General features: G+C 70.6%; 15 protein-coding genes and 1 pseudogene. 7 read left to right on the top strand and 9 right to left on the bottom strand.

Annotation, left to right across the window (positions count from 1 at the left end; genetic code table 11):
- Positions 1 to 126: 126 nt before the first annotated feature.
- Positions 127 to 975: pseudogene (locus tag GCG21_RS15850) on the top strand (IS630 family transposase); the annotation flags it as partial.
- Here GCG21_RS15850 and GCG21_RS15845 read toward each other — a convergent pair.
- The 7 genes from GCG21_RS15845 to GCG21_RS15810 form a co-directional block, all read right to left on the bottom strand.
- Complete coding sequence (locus tag GCG21_RS15845) at positions 965 to 1,495, bottom strand: hypothetical protein (protein ID WP_152910638.1); 531 nt, start codon at positions 1,493 to 1,495, stop codon at positions 965 to 967. The pseudogene GCG21_RS15850 and the gene GCG21_RS15845 sit on opposite strands and share 11 nt — an antisense overlap.
- Positions 1,496 to 1,890: 395 nt before the next feature.
- A complete protein-coding gene (locus GCG21_RS15840; RefSeq protein ID WP_152910637.1) occupies positions 1,891 to 4,155 on the bottom strand; it encodes an FAD/NAD(P)-binding protein in 2,265 nt (754 codons plus the stop codon).
- Positions 4,156 to 4,175: 20 nt separating this feature from the next.
- Positions 4,176 to 5,060: an ABC transporter ATP-binding protein gene (locus GCG21_RS15835; protein ID WP_227994012.1), complete on the bottom strand. Its 885-nt coding sequence runs from the start codon at positions 5,058 to 5,060 to the stop codon at positions 4,176 to 4,178.
- Positions 5,057 to 6,280, bottom strand: a complete 1,224-nt coding sequence (locus GCG21_RS15830; protein ID WP_370517571.1) for a FecCD family ABC transporter permease — start codon at positions 6,278 to 6,280, stop codon at positions 5,057 to 5,059. The genes GCG21_RS15835 and GCG21_RS15830 overlap by 4 nt, the downstream gene beginning before the upstream one ends.
- Positions 6,277 to 7,383 (bottom strand): ABC transporter substrate-binding protein, encoded by a 1,107-nt coding sequence (locus tag GCG21_RS15820; protein WP_227994010.1) that lies wholly within the window; start codon positions 7,381 to 7,383, stop codon positions 6,277 to 6,279. The genes GCG21_RS15830 and GCG21_RS15820 overlap by 4 nt, the downstream gene beginning before the upstream one ends.
- Before the next feature lie 110 nt (positions 7,384 to 7,493).
- Entirely contained in the window at positions 7,494 to 8,684 is a 1,191-nt protein-coding gene (locus tag GCG21_RS17415; RefSeq protein WP_152910636.1) for a peroxidase-related enzyme, read from the bottom strand.
- A 244-nt stretch (positions 8,685 to 8,928) separates the two neighbouring features.
- Entirely contained in the window at positions 8,929 to 12,471 is a 3,543-nt protein-coding gene (locus GCG21_RS15810; protein WP_152910635.1) for a beta-N-acetylglucosaminidase domain-containing protein, read from the bottom strand.
- 115 nt (positions 12,472 to 12,586) lie between these two features.
- Between GCG21_RS15810 and GCG21_RS15805 the strand changes: the two genes are divergently transcribed.
- From GCG21_RS15805 to GCG21_RS15785, 5 genes are all read left to right on the top strand, one after another.
- Positions 12,587 to 12,793, top strand: coding sequence for a hypothetical protein (locus tag GCG21_RS15805; RefSeq protein ID WP_152910634.1), 207 nt, complete (start codon positions 12,587 to 12,589; stop codon positions 12,791 to 12,793).
- Positions 12,794 to 12,937: 144 nt separating this feature from the next.
- On the top strand, positions 12,938 to 13,486 hold the full coding sequence (locus GCG21_RS15800) for an HdeD family acid-resistance protein (RefSeq protein ID WP_152910633.1): 549 nt from the start codon (positions 12,938 to 12,940) through the stop codon (positions 13,484 to 13,486).
- Positions 13,487 to 13,620: 134 nt separating this feature from the next.
- Positions 13,621 to 14,604 carry a zinc-dependent alcohol dehydrogenase family protein gene (locus GCG21_RS15795; protein WP_152910632.1) on the top strand — a complete coding sequence of 328 codons (984 nt, stop codon included), beginning with the start codon at positions 13,621 to 13,623 and terminating at the stop codon, positions 14,602 to 14,604.
- Positions 14,601 to 15,650, top strand: coding sequence for a zinc-binding dehydrogenase (locus GCG21_RS15790; RefSeq protein ID WP_370517570.1), 1,050 nt, complete (start codon positions 14,601 to 14,603; stop codon positions 15,648 to 15,650). The genes GCG21_RS15795 and GCG21_RS15790 overlap by 4 nt, the downstream gene beginning before the upstream one ends.
- A 142-nt stretch (positions 15,651 to 15,792) precedes the next feature.
- Positions 15,793 to 16,329 (top strand): hypothetical protein, encoded by a 537-nt coding sequence (locus GCG21_RS15785; RefSeq protein WP_152910631.1) that lies wholly within the window; start codon positions 15,793 to 15,795, stop codon positions 16,327 to 16,329.
- A gap of 620 nt (positions 16,330 to 16,949) precedes the next feature.
- Here the strand turns inward: GCG21_RS15785 and GCG21_RS15780 are convergent.
- Complete coding sequence (locus GCG21_RS15780; protein ID WP_152910630.1) at positions 16,950 to 17,684, bottom strand: SDR family oxidoreductase; 735 nt, start codon at positions 17,682 to 17,684, stop codon at positions 16,950 to 16,952.
- 24 nt (positions 17,685 to 17,708) lie between these two features.
- Positions 17,709 to 18,470 carry a DeoR/GlpR family DNA-binding transcription regulator gene (locus tag GCG21_RS15775; RefSeq protein WP_152910629.1) on the bottom strand — a complete coding sequence of 254 codons (762 nt, stop codon included), beginning with the start codon at positions 18,468 to 18,470 and terminating at the stop codon, positions 17,709 to 17,711.
- 259 nt (positions 18,471 to 18,729) lie between these two features.
- On the opposite strand from GCG21_RS15775, the gene GCG21_RS15770 reads away from it, so the two are divergent.
- Complete coding sequence (locus GCG21_RS15770; RefSeq protein ID WP_152910628.1) at positions 18,730 to 20,106, top strand: sugar ABC transporter substrate-binding protein; 1,377 nt, start codon at positions 18,730 to 18,732, stop codon at positions 20,104 to 20,106.
- Positions 20,107 to 20,500 lie beyond the last annotated feature (394 nt).

Below are 20,500 nucleotides of genomic sequence, written 5' to 3'. Positions count from 1 at the left end.
ACACGCTGCTGGCCCAGGGACTACGGGTTCCTCGTCACGGTGACGCCGCCGATCAACGCACCCGCCCGGCCCGTTCGTCGACGGGCCAGATGAGGGCTACGCCGTCAACCTTTGCGACGGCTAACAGACGGCCGCGGGCGCAAGGCGACGATCACCGAGGAACAGGTACGCGCGATCGTGCATGACACGTTGCACACCAAGCCCAAGGGTGAGACGCACTGGTCGTGCCGCACGATGGCCAAGCACGCTGGCGTCAGTTCCGCCACGGTGCAACGGATCTGGCACGACCTGGGGATCAAGCCGCACCGTCTCGACACGTTCAAGGTCTCGAACGACCCGCGGTTCGAGGAGAAGCTGACCGACGTGGTCGGGCTCTACCTGGACCCACCGGAGAAGGCTGTGGTGCTGTGCATGGACGAGAAGAGCCAGGTGCAGGCGCTGGATCGCACCCAGCCCTCGCTGCCGATGATCAAGGGCCGCGGCGCGACGATGACCCACGACTACAAACGCAACGGCACCACCACGCTGTTCGCCGCGCTGAACGTGCTCACCGGGCAGGTGACCGGACGCTGCTTCGACCGGCACCGGCATGAGGAGTTCCTCAAGTTCCTGAAGGTCATCGACGCGGAAGTGCCCAAGGGCCAGGCGGTCCACGTGATCCTGGACAACTACAGCACTCACAAGCACGCCAACGTGCAGCGGTGGTTGAGCCGGCACAAGCGGTTCCACCTGCACTTCATCCCGACCTCCTCATCCTGGCTGAACCAGGTCGAACGGTGGTTCCGCGACCTGGACGCCAAGGCGCTACGCCGGGGCAGCTTCAACTCGGTACCCGACCTGATCGCCGCGATCGAGGCCTACCTGCAGGCCAACAACGAGGACTCGACGCCGTTCGTGTGGACCGCCACCGCCGAGTCGATCCTGGCCAAGGTCGCGCGAGCCCGCCGCAAACTCGAGGAAGTAGTTAGCCAATAATGAGACAGACCACTAGGAGGATGGTGCCATAGTCGAGTTCCTGCGAGGCGGCCTTGTTGTCAAGGTCGAATGTCGCGCCATCCCACGTATATGTATCTGGAAGGTTTGCTGTAGCCCAGTGGGTCCCACTCGTCAGACTGAAGCCGAGCCCGTGCTTGGTTGTCTCCTCGACGACGAGGCGTTGGTCGCTGTTCCATTCGTCTGACCCCCACCCATAGATCGAGGAGTCTGCCCCCTCATCGGGCATTGCCAAGATCTCGGCCGCGCCGAATCCCGAATCGGCGATCTCTTGTACGTTCTTGCGAAGGGTTTCGTCCGTGTTCAGACCTTCTGCGAGCCACCATCTGACATCTGGACGATATTCGGCTTCGATCTCATCATAGAGTTCATGCATGCGTGCCTCGAAGTCTGACGCGGGTGTATCAGGCTCCGCGGAGACTCCAGTGGCGGGTGCTTGCGCTAGCGGCAGTAACAAGGCTGCCGTGGCGAGCGATGCCGCCGATCTATACGGCTGCTTCATTCCCTTTCCATTCTCTTCGCTGAGTGGGTCCCGCAGTCCGACGTGCCTGTCGCTGCTGCGTCCCTGGCGCAGTGATCGACGAAGCGCAGGGTGCTCGTCAGGACGTCTGTGTCGAGCTACGCATCGAGTGAATCGATTCAATTGAGGTTATCACGACTTCAGATTTCTGTCTAGGTAGTGGTCGATTCGACAGCGCGCCCTCGTAGCCGAACCACCGTCCGGGCGATGCTTGACCAGTTGGGATACGATGGCAGTCGGTGCTTGGGCGGGTCGATCGCGAGCGCAGAGACGCCTCGACGGTTCGTGGAGCGATTCTCCGCAGGTATCCGACGAGTGCGGTCGGCCTCGAGGACTCGTTATGGCGAGGGGGCGGTGGGAGCTCGAGCGATGAGCACTCAGCCGGCGATGACGGCCGCTGGCTCCTCCGCCCGGACGATCTCGATCACCTGCCCGGCCACGAGATCGGCCCCGGCGATGAGCGGCGAGGGCACGCCGGGCGTTGCGCCGATCGCGGAGCCGGGCTGGACGTCGCCGGCCGGGATCCCCAGCACGAACACCCGCCGGTCGGCCCGGCCGCCGGCGTCGACGAGCGCAAACTCCTCCGTCGTCACGTCGAGCGTCCGGGCGGTCACCGCTTGCCCGCCCGGCCCCGTGCTCCGCCGCAGCAGCCGCGCCCGGCCGCCGGTCAGTAACGAGCGCAGCAGTGGATCATCGGTCACGTCGACGTGGCCCTTCGACATGCGGGTCTCTACGAGGGCGCGCGCATGGAACTCGCGGCCGCGCACGATCGAGCGGCCCACGAACTCCTCGCCGTCGGTCGTGAACTCGCTGCCCTCCCCGAGCAGCTCGACCACGCCGGCCCGCACGAGGGCGAGTAGCTGCGCCGTGCGCTCCGGCGGGGGACCGGAGGCGAGCGCCAGCCCGAGCGGGGCGAACCAGCCGTTCACCTCCCGAAGCGCCGAGGCGGCGTCGATCGCCCCGCCCCGCACGAGCCGGGCCACGCGCCCGCGCAGGAACGCCATCGCCCGGTTGACCGTGCAGCGCGGGCTCCGCAACGGATCCGCGATGGAGTCGAGCTCGGCCTCCCTCCACCGCTCGACCCATTTCGCCCAGCGCGCCGGATCGGGCCCGCGTAGGTCGGGTCGGTCGAGCCGGGTGGGGTCGATCCGCCACCGCTCCTGGGCCACCAGCTCATCCACGAGTCCTTCCAAGTCGGCAACATCCGTCTGTTCGATCCGCGCGAGCACGCTCGCCGGCAGCGGCACCGTCGCCGCATCGTCCCAATCGCCCGGCACGCCCGGCAGGCCGGAAGCACCCGGGCCCGCGATCGTCGGAACGGCGGCCGGGTGATGTGCCGCGAGGGTGGCCAGGTGGGCCACCACGAACTCGCGCGCGAGCTGCGGCCACACGTCCCGACCGAACTCCTGATCGGGCACCTGCGCCGCCTCGGCGAACCACTCCGCCGTGGCCAGCTGCGGCCGGTACGGCGGCGGGAACCCGCCGTAGAACGACTTCGAGCGATACGGAAGCCCACGCCGAGAACCGACGACGAGCCGCGGCTCACGCCCCGAGGGCACGTATCGCAGGTCGAACGCCGAGGCGCCCGCCTGCTCGAACCTCCCGCCGCGCCCCGCCGTGAGCGTGGTGACGACGTCGAAGAAGTTCGCGCCCAGGCCCGCCACGAGCACGTCCTCGCCGCCGGGCACCGCCGCCCAGTCACGTTCGGCGGGCATTCCCGGTTCGATATAGGTGAGACCGTGGACCGCGGCCGCCTCCCGAAAGGCGAGCACCCGCGCGTCGGGCCGGCCCTGCACCATGCCCTGGGCCAGCACGACCGCCGGCGCCGTGACCGACCGGCCGTCGGCCAGTCGCACCGTGCGCGTATCGGCGGCCCCGATGATTCCGGCTGCCCCGACGACCCCGACGACTCCGGTGGCCCCGGCGACCCCTGAAGCACAGCGGGCGGGGGACGCGGCGGTGCCGCCGTCTCCGACCGGGTCGATCCCGACCACGAGCCCGCACAGCTCGGTCACCTCGACACCGCCGCGGGCGACGATGGCCTCGAGCTGCTCGCGGTAGTAGACCCCCTGCAGCCGCCGCGTCGGATACGACCACGGCTCGAGCGTCGCCGCCTCGGCCACCGCCCACGCCGGACGCGCGGACGCCACCGGCCACGGGCCCCCGACGATGCCGCCGAGCCGTGCATCGGTCGTCCCCACCGGGCTCGCCGAACGGGGCGAGCAGCCGGTGCTCGCGCCCGGGCGGGCAGCGATCGCCCGCGCCCAGTCGATCAGGTCCGGTCCCGGCGTCAGCGGGCCGGTGAGCCGGGTGGAGGAGTCCGGGTAGATCGTCGTGTGCGCGGCATAGGTGTTGTTGAGGAACTCGGCCGACTGGTCGGTGCGCCACGTTGCCCCGGCCCCCACCTCGACCGCATCGATGAGCACCGCCCGCAGGGCCGGGGACCCGCCGTCCTCCCCGCCGCCGGCCCGGCCGAGCCGGGCCGTGAGCCGCTCGAGCAGCGAGATCGCCCGGGGCCCGCCCCCGACCACCACGACGTCGGCGACCAGGTCCGCCAGAGCCGCAGTGCCCGCAAGGGCATCGTCTGCGTCACCCAAGTCGTCCAGGTCGTCCGCGTCGTCCAGGTCGCCGAAGTCGCTCATGCGGTTCATGGTAGGCAGGCTCACGCGAGCGCCCCCTCGGCGAGCACGGGCCGCACCTGGATCTGGTCGTGATCGCGCACGACGTCCACGGGCAGGCCGTACACCCGGCCGAGGGTGTCCGCGTCGTAGGCGGATTCGGCCGGGCCGTCGGCGACGATCCGCCCGCCCGAGAGCAGCACGACCTGCTGGCAGAACAGGGCGGCGTGGTTGAGATCGTGGATGGCGACGAGCGCGGCCACCCCCTCCTCCCGGGCGACGCGGCGCACGAGCTGGAGGGTCTCGACCTGGTAGCGCAGGTCGAGGGCGGAGGTCGGCTCGTCGAGCAGGAGCACGCGCGGCTGCTGCGCGAGCGCCCGGGCGATGAGCACCCGCTGGGCCTGCCCGCCGGATAGCTCCGAGAGACGGCGCCCGGTCAACTCCCACAGCCCGAGCCGGTCGATCGCGTGGTCGACGGCGTCGTAGTCGGCCGCGGCCGGGCGCATGCCCATGTGCGGGGTTCGGCCGAGCAGCACGGCCTCGCGCACGCTCAGCTCGAACGGCACCTCCGCCGACTGCGGCACGTAGGCGACGATCTTGGCGCGCTCGCGGGGCTTGAGGGCGAGCAGGTCGATCCCGCCCAGGCGGGCCGAGCCGGCCGCGGCCTTGTGCACGCCGGCGAGGATCTTCGTCAGGGTCGATTTGCCGGAGCCGTTCGGGCCGAGGAGCGCGCACAGGTGGCCCGCCGCGACCGTCAGGTCCACGCCGTGGAGAACCCGATGCCTGCCATAGGCGAACGTGATCCCGGCCAGCTCGAGGCTCGTGCCACTCGCGGTGCCCATCGCAGGGCCGGTCGCGGTGCCGGCGGCGCTGTCGGCGGCCGTGTCGGGGGTCGGGGATACGGTCACGGAATCGACGGTCGCAGTCATGAGGAGGCCTTCCTGGACATGATGAGATAAATGAATACCGGTGCACCGACCATGGCCACGACGATCCCGACCGGGATCACCGCCGGGGCGATCACGGTGCGGCCGAGGGTGTCGGCCGCGACGAGCAGCACCCCGCCGGTGAGCGCCGACATCGGCAGGAGCACCTGATGGTTCGCCCCGATGAGGAGCCGGGCGATGTGCGGGCCCACGAGGCCCACGAAGCCGATGACCCCGCACAGCGACACGGCGACCGAGGCGAGCGCCACCGAGACGACGATGAGACCCACCCGGACGACGGTGACGTTCACCCCGAGGGAGCGGGCGGCGTCGTCCCCGGCGAACGCGATCGCGTTCATGTCGCCGGCGAACCACAGCACCAGGGGCAGCACGATCGCCACGACGATCGCCATGATGCGCACCTGGTCCCAGCCGGCGTCGTTCACGGACCCGAGGGTCCAGCGCACGATCGCCTGCAGGGTGTTCTCGTTCGCCACGAACTGCAGGCCCGCGGTGAGCGCCTCGAACAGTTGGGTCATCGCGATGCCGAGGAGTAGCAGTGTGGCCACGGCCATCTTCCGGGCGGAGGCGAGGCCGAGCACGAGCAGCGTGACGACCCCGGAGGCGATCAGGGCCGAGAACATGACGACCGGGCTCGACCCGCCGAGCGCCCCGCCCGAGAGCAGGATCGCGGCCGAGGCCCCGAACGCCGCCGCGGGGGAGACCCCGAGTGTGAACGGGCTCACGAGCGGATTGCGCAGTAGGCCCTGCATGACCGCACCCGCCAGCGACAAGCCCGCCCCGGCCGTGAGCGCGAGCAGGGCCCGGGGCAGGCGCAGGTCGGCGATGATTCCGTAGGTCTGGGCGAAGTCCGGCTCGAGCACGCCGCCGGCGATCCGCAGCCAGACCGCGCGGGCCGCGTCGGGCAGGCTCACCCCGGAACTGCCGACCGCAGTCGAGCCGACGACGAGCACGATCGTCAGCACGGCCGCGACCGCGAGGACGGCGCCGCGGGAGCCCACTGCGCGCTCGCCCTGGGTGGGCGGGGCGCCCTGCGTGGGCGGGGCGCCGGGGGAGGCGCCGAAGCCATCGTCGGCGGTGGGGCCGGCGGTGGCGCCGGGGGCCGTGGAATCGGCGGCGCCCGCCGTGCCCGGACCGCCCGCCTTGCCCGGACCGCTCGTCTTGCGGGCATCGTCCGGACGTTCACGGGTGGGTGTGCTCACGAGCCGTTCCCCCACACGTAGGCGTCGGCGCCCGCGTAGTCGGCCTCGGAGATGCCCTGGAACTCGACCGCCCAGCGCTCCAGGTAGTCGGCCGGATCGATGCCGGTGAACGCCTCCGGGTGCAGCCACGAGGCGAGGTAGGCCGCGCCGATCGCCTTCGACAGTCCGGAGGTTGCCCAGCCGTTGCTCACGTACACCTGGGAGCCGGTGACGGCATCGATCCCGGCGAAGCCCGGGCGCTCCGGGATCGACGCGGCGAGGTCGGCGATCTCGCCCGCCGGGTACGGCGCCGCCGACGGCGGCCGCTCGTGCACGATCACGGCCGGATTGCGGGTGACGACGCTCGCGGGATCCACCGTGGTCTCGAACTGGGCGTCGCCGCCGTCGACGTCGCCGAACACGTTCGTTCCGCCGGCGGCGGTGATGATCGCATCGAAGCCCGAACCGGGCAGGGCGGTGACGTACGGCTTGTCGGTCTCCCAGTACACCGGTACCGGGTCGAGGCCGTCGACCCGCTCGGCCACGGTGTCGAAGATCTCGTGGTAGAAGTCCTGCACCTTCGCCGCCCCCTCGGGCTCACCGAAGACCTCTCCGAGCAGTTCCACGGTCTCGTCGAACACGTCGAAGTCCCAGGCGCTCACGACGACCACCGGGATCTCGAACTGTTCGAGCTGGTCGGCGGCCTCCTGCCAGGCACCGTTGCGGGGGATGATCGCCACGTCCGGGTCGAGCGCCACGATCGACTCGTAGTTGAGCTCTCCGATCGACTCCCCGACCACCTCGCTCTCGTCGAAGCCGAGGTAGGGATCGCGCTCAAGGGTGCCGCGATCGATCCCCACGACCGTCTCGCCCGCCCCGATCGCCTGGACGAACTCGTTGTTGTAGCTGAGTGTGACCACGGCCCGATCGACGCGGGCGGGGATCGTGACCTCGCGGTCGAGGTCGTCGGTCACGGTGATCGTGCCGGCCTCCTCGGCCGCCGCGGAGCCGGCGGCGTCGGTCCCGGGGTCGCCGGTCTGCTCGGCGGCCTGCACCTGCCCGCAGGCCGCGAGCATCCCGGCGGCGGCGAGGAGCGGGAGCACTCGGGTCAGGCGCTTGATCATGGGATTCTCCTTGATTCGGGACGGCGTCGCTCGCCCGGGTGGGGGCGCGGCGGATCGGGGATGGGTGGGCGGCCATGGCTCGATCGAGGCGGCCATGGCGCGAGAGCCGCTCAGGTGGCGGGCAGGTACGGCTCGCCGAGGGTGAGCATGAGCCGGTTCGCCCACGAGAAGAACGCGACCGATCCGACGAGGTCGACGAGTTCGACGTCGTCGAGCCCGAGGGCACGCAGCGCGTCGACCTGACCCGCCGTCGCCCGTGACGGGGTGGTCGACAGGGCGGCGGCGAAGTCGACGAGGGCGGCCCAGCGCTCGTCGGAGCCGGCGAACGGTGCGCTCAGCGGCGCGAGATCGACCGGGCGCCACGCCCCCGCGCGAGCGAGCGGCGCGGCGAGAAGCCGGGCGACGTCGTCCACACGCCTGGAGAGCCGGCCGGCCTTGCGGGCGTGCACCGAGGCGCAGTACACGCAGTCGTTCACCCGGCTCGTGACCGCGGCGGCGAGTTCGCGCTCGGCGCGCGGGAGGCCGATCCTCGTGGCGAAGATCGCGTGGTCGATGCGGGTGCGGGCGGCGAGCGCCCCGGTGTGGCGGGCGAGGAGGCGGAAATAGGCACCGTTCGTCTTGCCGCGGAAGGCGTCGGCCTGGACGTCGGTCAGCTCCTCGGCCGGGATCGGGTCGACCCAGGACTCCCAGCCGAGAATCTCGGTGGTGTACTCCCGCGGCGCGGGCCGCCCGTTCGGTGCGGTGCGCGGACGATATTTCGAGCGCTCGCCGATCGAGCCGGACAGGGGAGCGGTGCCGGCCGGGGCGGTGGGCTCGTGGCCGGAGAGGAGCCGCAGGCCCTCGACGAGCCGGGCCTCGTAGCTGGTGAAGGCGACCAGCTGGGCCAGGAGCACGAGGTCGTCGGGGCCGAGGTGCTCGCCGAGGTCGGCGACGTCCGCCGGGGTGACGAGGGCCGGGGCGGCGCTGAGCAGGTCCGCATGGCGGACGATCCGGCCCACGTTCGGGTCGCCGCTCGCGAGGTCGAGGTCGACCTCGGTCCGGCCGGCGTGGTGTGCCGCGAGCACGGCCGAGCCCTGCTGGGCCGCGACCCGGGCCGCGATCGCGTGGCGGAGCTCGCCGGTGAGCGTGCCCGCGCCGTCGAAGATCGCCGCGTGGGCCGCCGCGGTCTCGGAGACGACCGCCGGTTTGGCCCGGCGGGCCGCGGCGACCGCGGGGCCCGGTTCGGCGAGGTCGGCGATCAGGTCGGCGCGCGGGGTGGGCGCGGGGTCGACGGTGGTGGTCGGTTCGACGGCGGTGGACACGGCGGCTGCGCTCCCATGCTGGTGGCCGCTCCGGCCGGTGGGCCGGGTCGCGGTACGGACCGAGGTGGTCCGCTGCCGACGACGGTAGAGCGGCGGCCCCGGCACGCACCGGCCCGATCCGGCAGTGACCACGAACCGGAACGCGTCTCGGTGGGTGAGAAACGACGCCTCGGTCTGGACACGACCGTGGGTGCGGAATTCCCGATGGGATCGGTGATTCCGCACCCACGGGTGCGCGGGCGGGTCAGACCGTCAGGCGGCGCCGCATCGTCAGGACCAGCGCGCCGGCGGCGATCACGAGCGCGCCGATCCATACGGCCGCGGCCGACGAACCGGTCGAGGGCATCTCGTCCAGGTCATCAAGGTCGTCAAGGTCGTCCAGGCCACCGGTGCTCGCCGCCCCGTCGTCCGTGGAGCCGCCGCCCTGGGAGGATCCGGCGTCGTCACTGCCGGTGCCCGGGGCCTCGGTGCCACCACCCGAGCCGTCGGTCGGCTCGCCGCCGGCCGCGCCCGAGTCACCCGAACTGCCCGAGTCACCGGACGCACCCGAGTCACCGGAGCTACCCGAGTCGGCGGTGTCGCTCGGCTCGTCGGTCGGCTCCTCGGTCGGCTCGTCCGTGGGCTCGTCGGTGGGCTCGTCCGTGGGCTCCGCGGTCGGCTCGGTCGCGTCGAAGGCGTGCGCCCATTCGGTGTCCGCGCCGTCGGCGATGACGTACCCGTCGAGCGCGCGAGCGGTGACCCGAACCTCGCCGGAGCCCGGGTACGTACCCGGGGCTGCGTCGTCCTCACCCACGAGATACACCACCCCCTCGGACGCCGGGATCGTGTACGTGTCCGCGGCCGTGCCCTCCTCATCGGTGAAGGTCACCTCCGCCGGCGTCACCTCGAGCGGGTCCATCGCGAACAGCGAGAATGTGAAGAGCGAGTAGCCGTACTTGCTCGCCCGCTCCACCCCCTGCATCCGCACGTAGCTCACCGGCCCGGTCTCCGCGAGCGGCACGACGTCGGTCGCGCACGTCGAATCCGCCATGTCGGCCGCGTCGGTCCAGGTCTGCCCGTCGGCCGAGGTCTGGATCCTGTACGCCTCGGCGCACGCCCCGTCGACCTCCCAGGCGAGCCGGGCGAGGTCGGCGCGGATCGGCCGGTCGAACTCGAGCTGCATCCACTCCTCGTCGGTGCGCCAGGACGACCAGCGGGTGTACACGTCGCCGTCGATCGCGTACTCGGGCTGGAAGTCGACCCGGTCGTACTCCACGGAGGAGGCCGCGGTCCCGGTCGCCTGCCGGGCGAGGTCGTCCACCACCGGCACGCCGATGGGCATGAACTCGAAGATCGAGTAGCCGTATCTGCCCTTGCTCTCCACGCCCTGCATGCGCACGAACAACACCGGGTCATCGCCGTCCACGTCGACCACCTGCGGTGTGATGCAGGCGTTGGCGTCGTCGACGCCCGAGACTTCGGTCGAGTTCCAGGTCACGCCGTCGAGCGAGGTCTGGATCTGGAACTCGGCGGCGCAGGCGCCCTCCCAGCGGATCTCCACCCGCGGCACGAGGCTCGGCTCGGCCAGCTCCACCTGGAGCCACTCGTCATCGTGGTTCTCCGGGTTCGCCTTGTCATAGACCGAGCCCCAGCGTTCGTCCTTGACGGACTTGGGCACCCACGTGGCATCGATCGCGTTCGCCGGGCGGAACTTGTCCTGCTCGCCGTACCAGCTCGAGGCCGACACGTTCGACCCGGCGGCCAGGTTGCGGGCGGTACCGTCGAACAGGTCCCAGTTGCGCGCGCGCAGCAGGGCGTCGACCACGAACCGGTCGAGCACCTGGTCCGCGAGCTTGAGCAGCCCCTCGTAGCGGAGTTCATCGGTGCCCACCACGACGCTCTGGGCATCGATCATCGCGGACTCCACGGCGTCGGCCTGCGCTGCCGCCGCCTCGAGGTCGCCGCCGGTGGCGGTCTCGAGCATCGTGAGCGCCTGGTCGAGCACGGCGCCCCAGTCGGCGGTCGCATCGAGCCACGCCGACGTCTCGGCGAGGAACAGCTCGTCCGCGACCCCGGCGCGGATGATGCCCGGCGCGGCCTGCATCGCGGCGGCCACGGGCCGCAGGCCGGTGATCGCCTCGGCGCGGCGCCCGCCCGCCCAGGCGGCCTCGAAGTCGGCGATCTCGTCCGCGAGCTTCGGCGCGGGTGGCAGCCAGCCCGGCCCCTCCGCGTCGGCGCAGCGCGGCGTGCAGCCCGGCCCGAACGAGTTGAGGTCGAAGAACAGCATGAGCGCATCGGCCGTCGCGTCGTCGCCGCCGGCGAGGTACTCGGCCGCCCGGCGCGAGGAGGCCGCGGGGTCGTAGGCGGCGTCGTTCCACGCGAAGTCCGCGATCGTGAACACCGCGACCTTGCTCGCGGCCGGGTAGTTCATCGGGTTCGAGGCGATTCCGCTGAGCACCTCGCTCAGGCCGGCCTCGCGCTCCTGGTAGGGCGCGAGCAGCAGCCGCCCGGCGGCGCGCTTGAAGTCGTTCACCGGGTAGTTGTCCCACAGGAACGCCGGCGTGCCGTACACGTCGAGGAAGTCCTGGGCGTCGTCCACGCCGATGTGGACCGGCACGGTGGCCGTGCCCGTCCACATGACCACGATGTCGGAGTCGAGGCCCTCGCGGTAGGCCTGCTTATACGGCGACTCCGTGACGGTGTTGTACTGGGTCGGCACGGTCTGCAGCGGCAGCACGCCCGAATGGCCGGCGATGAAGTCGGCGTTCAGCATGTTGAGCAGGTCGACCTGCGCCCGGCCGTGGGTGCCGTTCGACGGGTCGCCGTAGGCGGCCTGGTCCGCCTCGCAGTGCCAGGAGCTGAGGGTGATGTCGTCCAGCGGCACCGAGAACGAGCGCACGCCCACGTCGTAGGCCTGCTCCAGCTTGGCCACGAGCGCCGCGTAGTCCTCGGGGGAGGAGTAGCAGATCGACTGCCCGGGGGAGAGCGCGAACGTGAACCGCACATGGTTCGCGTCGGCGGCCGCCACGAGCTCGGCGATCTCGGCGATCTGGTCGGCGGGGTACGGCTCGCGCCACATCGCCCGGTGATACGGATCGTTCTTCGGCGCGAAGATATAGGTGTTGAGCTTGACGTCGCCGTAGAAGTCGAACTGATCGAGGCGCCCCTCGTGGCTCCACCGGGGACCGTAGAAGCCCTCGACCGTTCCCCGCAGCGCCATCGCCGGGAAGTCGGTGATCGAGGCGCCCGCGAGCACGACGTCGCCCGCGCCCGTCTCGACGAACAGCTGGCGCAGCGTCTGCACCCCGTAGAACTGCCCGGCGCCGTCGCTGCCCGCGATGAGGACCGCGCCCTCCTGCGCGTCGACGCCGAGTGCGTAGGCCTCGCCGCGGTCCGGCACCGCGAGGCCCGCTCCGGCGAGCTCGTCGGTGAGCTCGGCGCCGTCGCCGAGCGTGAGGACGACGTCACCCGCCTCCGCGCGACCGGGCACCTCGAGGCGGGTCGGGGTGATTCCGTGGCCACGCAGGACCTCGCCGAGGAGGTCGAGGGCCGCCTCGTCGGCTCCCTCGCCGGCGACGACGCTCACCCGCTCGGGCAGCTCCAATCCGGTGCCGGAGTAGTCGGCCTGCTGCGGGGTGGGCGTGACCTGGGGCTCGACGACCGGTCCGGCCTCGGCGGCCGGTCCGGATGCGGCGGCCGCCGGGGCCGGCGTGAGCGGCGCGAGGGCGCCGGTGGCGGCGACGGCCGCGCACGCCGCGAGCACGAGCGGGCGGCGCCAGGCCGGGCGCATGGGGTGAGAGCGGGGCACTGCATCTCCTTCGATCGGTGACCGCACCGGGCTCGACGGCGAGCACGGCCTGAAATTGGTCTCCGACATCCTAGGGCGAGACGAAAGTCATGTGCAAAATTTCTCGGGTCGATCGGTGCGTGAGCCCCTGGCCGCGCCCGCCCGGCTGCCCTACCGTGAAGCCATGCTCGGATTCCTCGCGTTCCTGCTCATCCTGTGGCTCGTGCTGGCGATCCTCGGGTTCGTGATCAAGGGCCTGCTGTGGCTCGCGTTCATCGGGATCGTGCTCGTCATCGCCACCGCCGCCTACGGCTGGGTCAAGCGGAAGGCGCAGGGCCGATAACTCATCGGCGCTGCGGCCCCTCGGCGGTGGTCGCGGCCAGTCCGCGAGGTGGGTACAAGGACCCAGCTGGAACTGCTACGGATCGCTATGATCTGCTGAATACCGGTACGTCGCCGGGGATCTGCCTGGAGCGAAGGAGCTCGCATGACCACGTCCACCTCAGCGCCGCCGGCCCAGGGGGCACGCCTGGCCCTCTCCCTCGGCGGCCTCGCGGCCGTCGGATTCGGCATCGCGGTGCTCGTCTGGCCGACGAGGGCCGCGGTGGCGCTCGCCGGTGTCATCGCGGCGTACGCGATCGTCGCCGGCATCGTCTACGCCGCGATCGGGCTCCTGTCGAAGGGCATGGGGGTGGGTGGGCGCATCGCGCACGTCCTGCTCGGCCTGCTGTACATCGCGGCGGGCGCCTTCGCCTTCGGATCGCTGGGCCGCTCCGCCGCGTTCCTCGCCGTGTTCCTCACCGTCATGGTCGGGGTCATGTGGATCGTCGAGGGCTTCGCCGCGCTCTTCACGCTCGGACGATCGGACTCGAAGGTGCTCGCGATCGTGTTCGCGCTGGCCTCGGTCATCGCGGGCTTCACGCTCCTGAGCAGCCCGCTGTGGGGGGCCGTGTTCCTGTGGTGGTTCCTCGGGATCTCCCTCGTCGTCCTGGGCGGGCTCAACGTCATCCGCGGCGTGGCCGGCAGAAGAGCCTGAGCACGCCGACCCGGGCGGGGACGGCCGACCCCTGAGCGCGAGGCGGTCGATCCTGCCCACCGGGGCGCGCCCCGCAGGCGGGCCGGACGCTCTAGGGTGAGTCGACGTCGTCCATCATCTCGAGGAGCGAAAGCATGAAGGCGGTTCTCTTCACGGAGCCCGGAACGGTCGAGTACACCACGATCCCCGACCCCACGCCGGGGCCCGGCGACGTCGTGGTCGAGGTCGCGGCGAACGGCATCTGCGGCACCGACCTGCACATCCTCGCCGGCGAGTTCGCCGACACGTTCCCGATCGTGCCCGGGCACGAGTTCGCCGGGGAGGTCGTGGCGACCGGCGCGGAGGTGACGGAGTTCCGGGCCGGCGACCAGGTCGCGATCAACCCCTCCTATATCTGCCACCGCTGCCCGCCGTGCCGGCGCGGCCGCACGAACCTGTGCGAGGTCGCCGGGGGCTACGGCACGTCGTTCAACGGCGGCGCGGCGGAGTTCGCGGTCGTCGGCGCGCAGTACTGCCGCGCGCTGCCGGCGGGCATCGACACCCGCGACGCCACGCTGATCGAGCCGCTCTCGTGCGCGATCCGCGGCTACGACGTGCTCGCGAGCCAGCTCGGAAATCATGCGGTCATCTACGGGGCGGGCACGATGGGGCTCATGATGCTCGAGCTCGCGAAGAAGGTCGGGCTCGCCAGCGTCCGGATGGTCGACGTCAACCCCGCCAAGCTCGCGATCGCCGAGCGGCTCGGCTGCGACGGCACGGCCACGAACGCGGACGAGTTCGACCGCGTCTGGGACCTCGTGATCGACGCCTCGGGCAACGAGCGCGCGATCCAGGACGGCCTCGGCCGCCTCGAGCGCGGCGGCACGTTCCTGCAGTTCGGGGTCGCCGACTACGCCGCGCGCGCGAGCATCGACCCCTACTCGGTCTTCCGGCACGAGCTGACGATCACCGGGTCGATGGCCACCCTCAACTCCTACGACCGGGCCCTCGACCTCTTCGCCACGGGCGTCATCCCCGCGGACGTCTTCGTCACGGACCGGGTCCCGCTCGCCGAATTCGACCGCGCGCTCGACCTCTTCCGCGCCGGCCACGGACTGAAAGTGCAGGTGATCCCGTGAGCGAGACGATGCGCCGGGTGAGTGTGGTCGCCCCGGGCGAGGTGCGTGTGGACGACGTCCCCCGCCCCTCCCCGCAGGCGGGGGAGGTGCTCGTGCGCACCGCGGTGGCGGGCGTGTGCGGGTCGGACACGCACGCGGCGGCCGGGCAGCACCCGTTCGTGCCGCTGCCCTACAACCCGGGGCACGAGGTGGTCGGCGTGATCGCAGGCGTGGGCGAGGGCGTGAGCGGATACGCCGCCGGCGACCGGGTCACGGTCGAGCCGACCCTGCCGTGCTGGGCGTGCAAGATGTGCTCCACGGGCCGTTCGAACCTCTGCGAGAACCTGCGCTTCTTCGGCTGCGGCCACGCCCAGGGCGGCATGGCGGACTACTTCACGATCCCCGCCGGCCGGCTGCATCGGGTGCCCGAGCACTTCACCGACGCCGAGGCCGCGCTCATCGAGCCCCTGGCCACGCCGGTCCACGCGGTCCGGTTGGCCGGCGCCGACCGACCGGCGGGCCCCGGGGGGCTGGCGGGCCGGGCGGTGGCGATCATCGGGGCCGGAACCATCGGCCTGCTCGTGCTCAAGGCCGCCCGCCATGCCGGGGCGCGGCGGATCGTCATGACCGACCCGCTCCCGGCCAAGCGCGAGCTGGCGCTGCGGCTCGGGGCCGACGCGGTCGTCGACGCCCGCGGCGCCGGCGTGCCCGGCCGGGTGCGCGCGGAGCTGGGCGAGAGCGCCGATGTCGTGTTCGACTGCGTGGCGATCCAGGCGACCGTGGACCAGGCGATCGCGATGGCACTCAAGGCCGGCACGGTCGTGATCGTCGGAGTGGCTCGCGGTCCGGTCACGGTGCCGCTGCCCGAGATCCAGGATCAGCAGGTCCGCATCCAGGGCAGCGCCACCTACCTGCCGGAGGACTACACCGATTCGATCGAGATCATCGCCTCGGGGGCGGTCCGGGCGGAGGACTTCGTCACGGCCACGTTCCCGATGGAGCGCGCGGCGGAGGCGTTCGCCGCCGCGGTCGACGGCTCCCAGGTCAAGGTGCTCGTGCGGGCGTGACGCCGCCGGCCTCCAACGTCGGACCCGTCGGCACTCCTGAGTGACCCGATGACACGGTGCGGCATGGGTGGCGCCCATCAGCTCGAAGATGGCGAGGTGTCGGGCGAGCCTGTCTCGTCTTCCGCGGCGCTATGATATGGCGATGGATACCGGGCGCACCCGCACAAGTTGGAGTCGTGATGCTCAGCATCCGGACCGCTCGGAATGGGTCGACTTGGCTGTCCAGGTGGGACTGGACAGTTTGGCTGCGCAACGTGAGGAACTGGGGGGTATGCGGACTCGAGCGGTTGCGTTCGCCGCCCTGTCGGTCACGGCAGCGGCATTTCTTGCCGGCAGTGGCCTCGCAGGTGCGAGTAGAACTATGTGGTTCTACGTACTTTCAGGACTGGGGACGCTCGGATTCGTGTTAGTTGCCATCCTTCTCATCTTGACACTCTCGCCACTATTCAACTTTCGATTCATTCTGGATCCGGCCGTGCTGATGAGGTGGATGGAGGGCGATAGTCCGGCCCCGTCGAAGCGCATTGCCATGCGCATGTTGGCCAAGGACACGATCCCGGGGATGCTGAATTCCAACGAGGCGTCCCTTTCGCGCATTAGGACGTTATATCGGGCGGAGCTTGCGGCGGCTGTGATTACGCTGGGCCTGTGGCTCGCGGTCGTCTGGCTGTTTGCATGAGCACCCCTGCAGAGCCGGACGAGGACGAGGACGATAATGAGTGGACACCGGAGGACCCGGCACCTGCCCGGCCGTGGGGGCTCGAACGCGGCCTCGATCCCCTCGTGCAAGCCGCACACACCCGCTCGCCCGCGCGGCGTGCTGCGCTTGACAGGTTGGCGAAGCAGCTCGTTTCTGTAGTCGAGGTCGACCGCGACGCCTCGCAGATCCTCAGTCGAGCGATCCTGAATAATGCGCTCGCCAAGGCTAGGCGATCGCCGGGGAGTGCGGCTCAGATGGTGAACCTGTTCATTCCAGAACGCGGTGAATTCGTCATTAGGGTACTGGTGCGGCATCCTTCACCTGTTCGTCGCCACTCGCGTAGTGGGGCGATCGTGGCTCCTCAGCTCGTATTCAACGTCTCTCCACGGCCAGGTCCTGGACGGCATACGGGCGCCGGGAGGCCAGGTGCGGCGTATGTGAACTTCGGGAAAGGTGCGGCGCAACGGAACCTCGTCAAGGGGACTCTGCGCGTTCCCGGTTCAGCGCGTAAGGGACGGTTCGTCACGATCGCACTCACCAAGGATCGGCGCGTTGCTGCCAGGCTCGGACGACAACGCGGATCCGACTGATCATTCTCCCTACGGCTGCTCGGCCATCGACCACATGCTCCACAGCGCGGTGCGCAGCCGGCGGGGCTGCTCGAGCACGGTGCGCACGGCGAAGGCGATGTCGCTCGGGCGCATGTACGCATCGAGCTCCGGGTCGTCCTCGGTCCGCCCCGTTCCGAACGCGAACCGCGTATGGACGGCGGCCGGTGCGATGACCGAGACGCGCACCCCCCGCGGGGTCACCTCGCGCGCGAGGGTGGCCGCGAATCCGACCTGGGCGTGCTTCGTCGCCGCGTAGACCGCCTCCCAGGAGTTCGCGGCGGCCAGTCCCGCCACGGAGGCGATGAGCACGATGTCCCCGCCGCGGCCCTGCGCGTCGAACTGGCGCACGGCCGCGCGGGTGGCCCACATGGTGCCGGCGACGTTCGTGGTGACCATCGCCTCGATCTGCTCGTCGTCCCAGTCGGTGATGCCGCCGAAGTAGCCCACGCCGGCGTTGATCACGATGCTGTCGAGGTGTCCGAACTCGGCCACGGCCGCGGCCACGAGCCGGTTCGCCCCGTCGGCGGTGCCGGCGTCCATGGCCACCTGCGCCAGGTCGGCCCCGGGGTGCTCCTCGGCGAGGGCCGTGAGCGATTCGGCGCGCAGGTCGCCCAGGGCCAGGCGGGCCCGGGCGTCGATGAGCTCCTCGGCGCTCGCCCGCCCGATGCCCGAGCCGGCGCCCGTGACCGCGATGACCGTGCCGGTCAGGTTGCGTCGTTGCATTCGTGCCTCCAGTGGTCGAAACGGTTAGACCACGACCACCTCGGGTCCGGCGGCCGAGAGCGCCTCCCGGTCGGCGGCCGAGATCCGGTCGTCGGTGATGAGCATGTCCAGGTCCTCGACGCCGGCGAAGCGGCAGAACGAGGTCTGCCCGACCTTCGAGGCGATGGCCGCGCTGATGCGCCGCTTCGCGCACGCGAGCATCGCGCGCTTGACGTCCGCCTCGTCCGGCACGGTGGTCATGAGCCCCCCGGCCACGCTCACGGCGTTGAGTCCCACGATCGCGAGGTCGGCCTGCAGGGTCTCCAGCCGGGCCCGGGTCCATTCGTCCACGGCGCTCTGAGTGATCGGGCGCAGCCGCCCCGGCAGCGCCATGACCGTGAGCTTCGGGCGTTCGAGCAGGATCGGGATGGCCGGGAGGTTGTTCGTGACCACGATGAGGTTGCGGTCCGGGAAGCGCGCCGCGACCGCGAGCGGGGTGTAGCCGGAGTCGAGCAGCACCACCCCCTCGTGCGGGATCTCCTGCAGGGTGCGCTCGACGATGCGCCGCTTCTCGTCGACCTCCTTCGCCTGGCGGTTCGCCAGCGAGAGCTCGAACGGGCTGCGGTGGGTCAGCCTCGCCCCGCCGTGGATCCGGGTGATGAGGCCGCGGCGCTCGAGGACGGCGAGGTCGCGCCTGATCGTCTCGGGCGTCACCGTGAGGTCGTGGCTCAGGTGGGAGACCGAGAGTCGGCCGTCGCCGGCGTGCGCCTGCTCGAGGATGGCCGTCTGGCGTTCAGCTGGATACACGGGGCTCCTTCCTGCACCTGGCGACCCACGGTAGCGCTCGCGGGTGCTCGGAGTGTGATCGTATGCCCGTTTCCAGTCGTGGCCGGCCCAGATCTGCCCGGTCGCGCCGAAAACTCTCTTGAAAGCGAGATAATCGAACGTCTGAGAGTCACGAAGTCATCACGAACCCACATCCAGGGCTTGCCAAACGGGCAGAGTCGGTCCATGGTGGGGACAGCGCACCCACCCGGGGCGGTCAATGACGACGAAAGGCAAAGCGATGAAGAATCCTGGCAACCGGAGATGGCTCCCGGTCGTCGCGCTCTCATCGGCGGGACTGCTGTTGGCGGCCTGTTCCGGTGCGGGCGGCGGTCAGGGTGGCGGTGGCGGCGCGGGTGACGAGGGCGGCGGGACCGTCGAGCTCACGCTGGCCACGGTGAACAACCCGCAGATGATCGACATGGAGCAGCTCAAGGGGGAGTTCGAGGCGGACCACCCCGACATCAAGGTCAACTTCATCCAGATGGAGGAGAACGACCTGCGCGATGCCGTGACCAAGGACGTGGCCACCCAGGGCGGGCAGTACGACATCGTCACCGTCGGCAGCTACGAGGTGCCGATGTGGGCCCAGAACGACTGGCTCGTCGACCTGACCGACATGGCGGGCAGCGATGCCGACTACGACGTGGACGACCTGCTCCCGCCCATCCGGACCCTGCTCACGGTGGACGAGAAGCTCTACGCCGTGCCCTTCTACGGCGAGTCGTCCTTCCTGATGTACAACAAGGACATCATCTCCGAGGCGGGGCTCACGGTGCCCGAGAACCCGACCTGGCAGGAGGTCGGCGAGATGGCCCGTCAGGTGGACAATGACGACCACGTCGGGATCTGCCTGCGCGGCAAGCCCGGCTGGGGGGAGATCTTCGCCCCGCTCACCACAGTGGTCCAGACCTTCGGCGGCAACTGGTTCGACGCCGACTGGAACGCGACCGTCAACGCCCCCGAGTTCGTCGAGGCCGTGAAGTTCTGGACCGAACTGACCAAGGACGCCGGCGAGTCCGACCCCGTCTCGACCGGCTTCACCGAGTGCCTCAACCTGTTCACGCAGGGGAAGGCGGCCTTCTGGTACGACGCCACGAGCGCGGCCGGCAGCGTCGAGTCGCCGGACCTGAGCGACGTGGCCGGGAACGTCGGCTACGTGCACGCCCCGGTGGTCGAGACCGACGAGTCCGGATGGCTGTGGTCGTGGAACCTCGCGATCCCCAAGACCTCCCAGAAGCAGGAGGCCGCGTGGGAGTTCGTCAGCTGGGCCACGAGCAAGGAGTACATGAAGACCGTGGGCGAGGAACTCGGCTGGAGCCGCGTGCCGCCGGGCTCGCGCGCCTCGACCTACGAGATCCCCGAGTACCAGGACGCGGCGAGCGCCTTCGCCGACATCACCCTGGACATCATGACCTCGGTCGATCCCGAGCAGCCGGGCGTCGACCCCCAGCCCTGGGTCGGCATCCAGTACGTGACGATCCCGGAGTTCCAGGATCTCGCCAACCAGATCTCCCAGGACATCGCCGACGTCTACGCCGGCCGGGCGACCGTCGAGGACGTGCTCGACGCCGGCCAGGAGCTCGCCCAGAAGGCGGGCGACGCGCAGAAGGGCTGACACCCTCCCGGTGCCCCCGCCACCGCGGGGGCACCGGCCCCTCCCGAGCACCCGCGGCGCCCCGCCGCACCACCGGAATCTCTCAGAGAGAAGACGCACCATGACCACCGCTGTGGCGAACCCGCCTCAGACCTCATCGCCGCGCCGGGTGGGTTCTTCTGCCCGGGCGAGGTCTGGAATCCGTTTGGCTCGGTTGCTTGTGTGGCCGGCTTTGATCACTGCGATCGTGATCACGCAGGTGCCGTTCCTGGTGACGATCTATTATTCGTTCCGGGAGTGGAATCTGCTGCGTCCGGGTGAGCAGCGGTTCGTGGGGTTCGATAATTACGCGAACGTGCTCGGCAGCGGGGTGTTCCTGTCCTCGTTGTGGGCCACGGTGCTCATCGTGGGGGTG

The sequence above is a fragment of the Pseudactinotalea sp. HY160 genome, from assembly GCF_009372055.1.
Lineage (GTDB): Bacteria > Actinomycetota > Actinomycetes > Actinomycetales > Beutenbergiaceae > HY158.
This window is presented reverse-complemented; position numbering and strand designations above follow the sequence as displayed.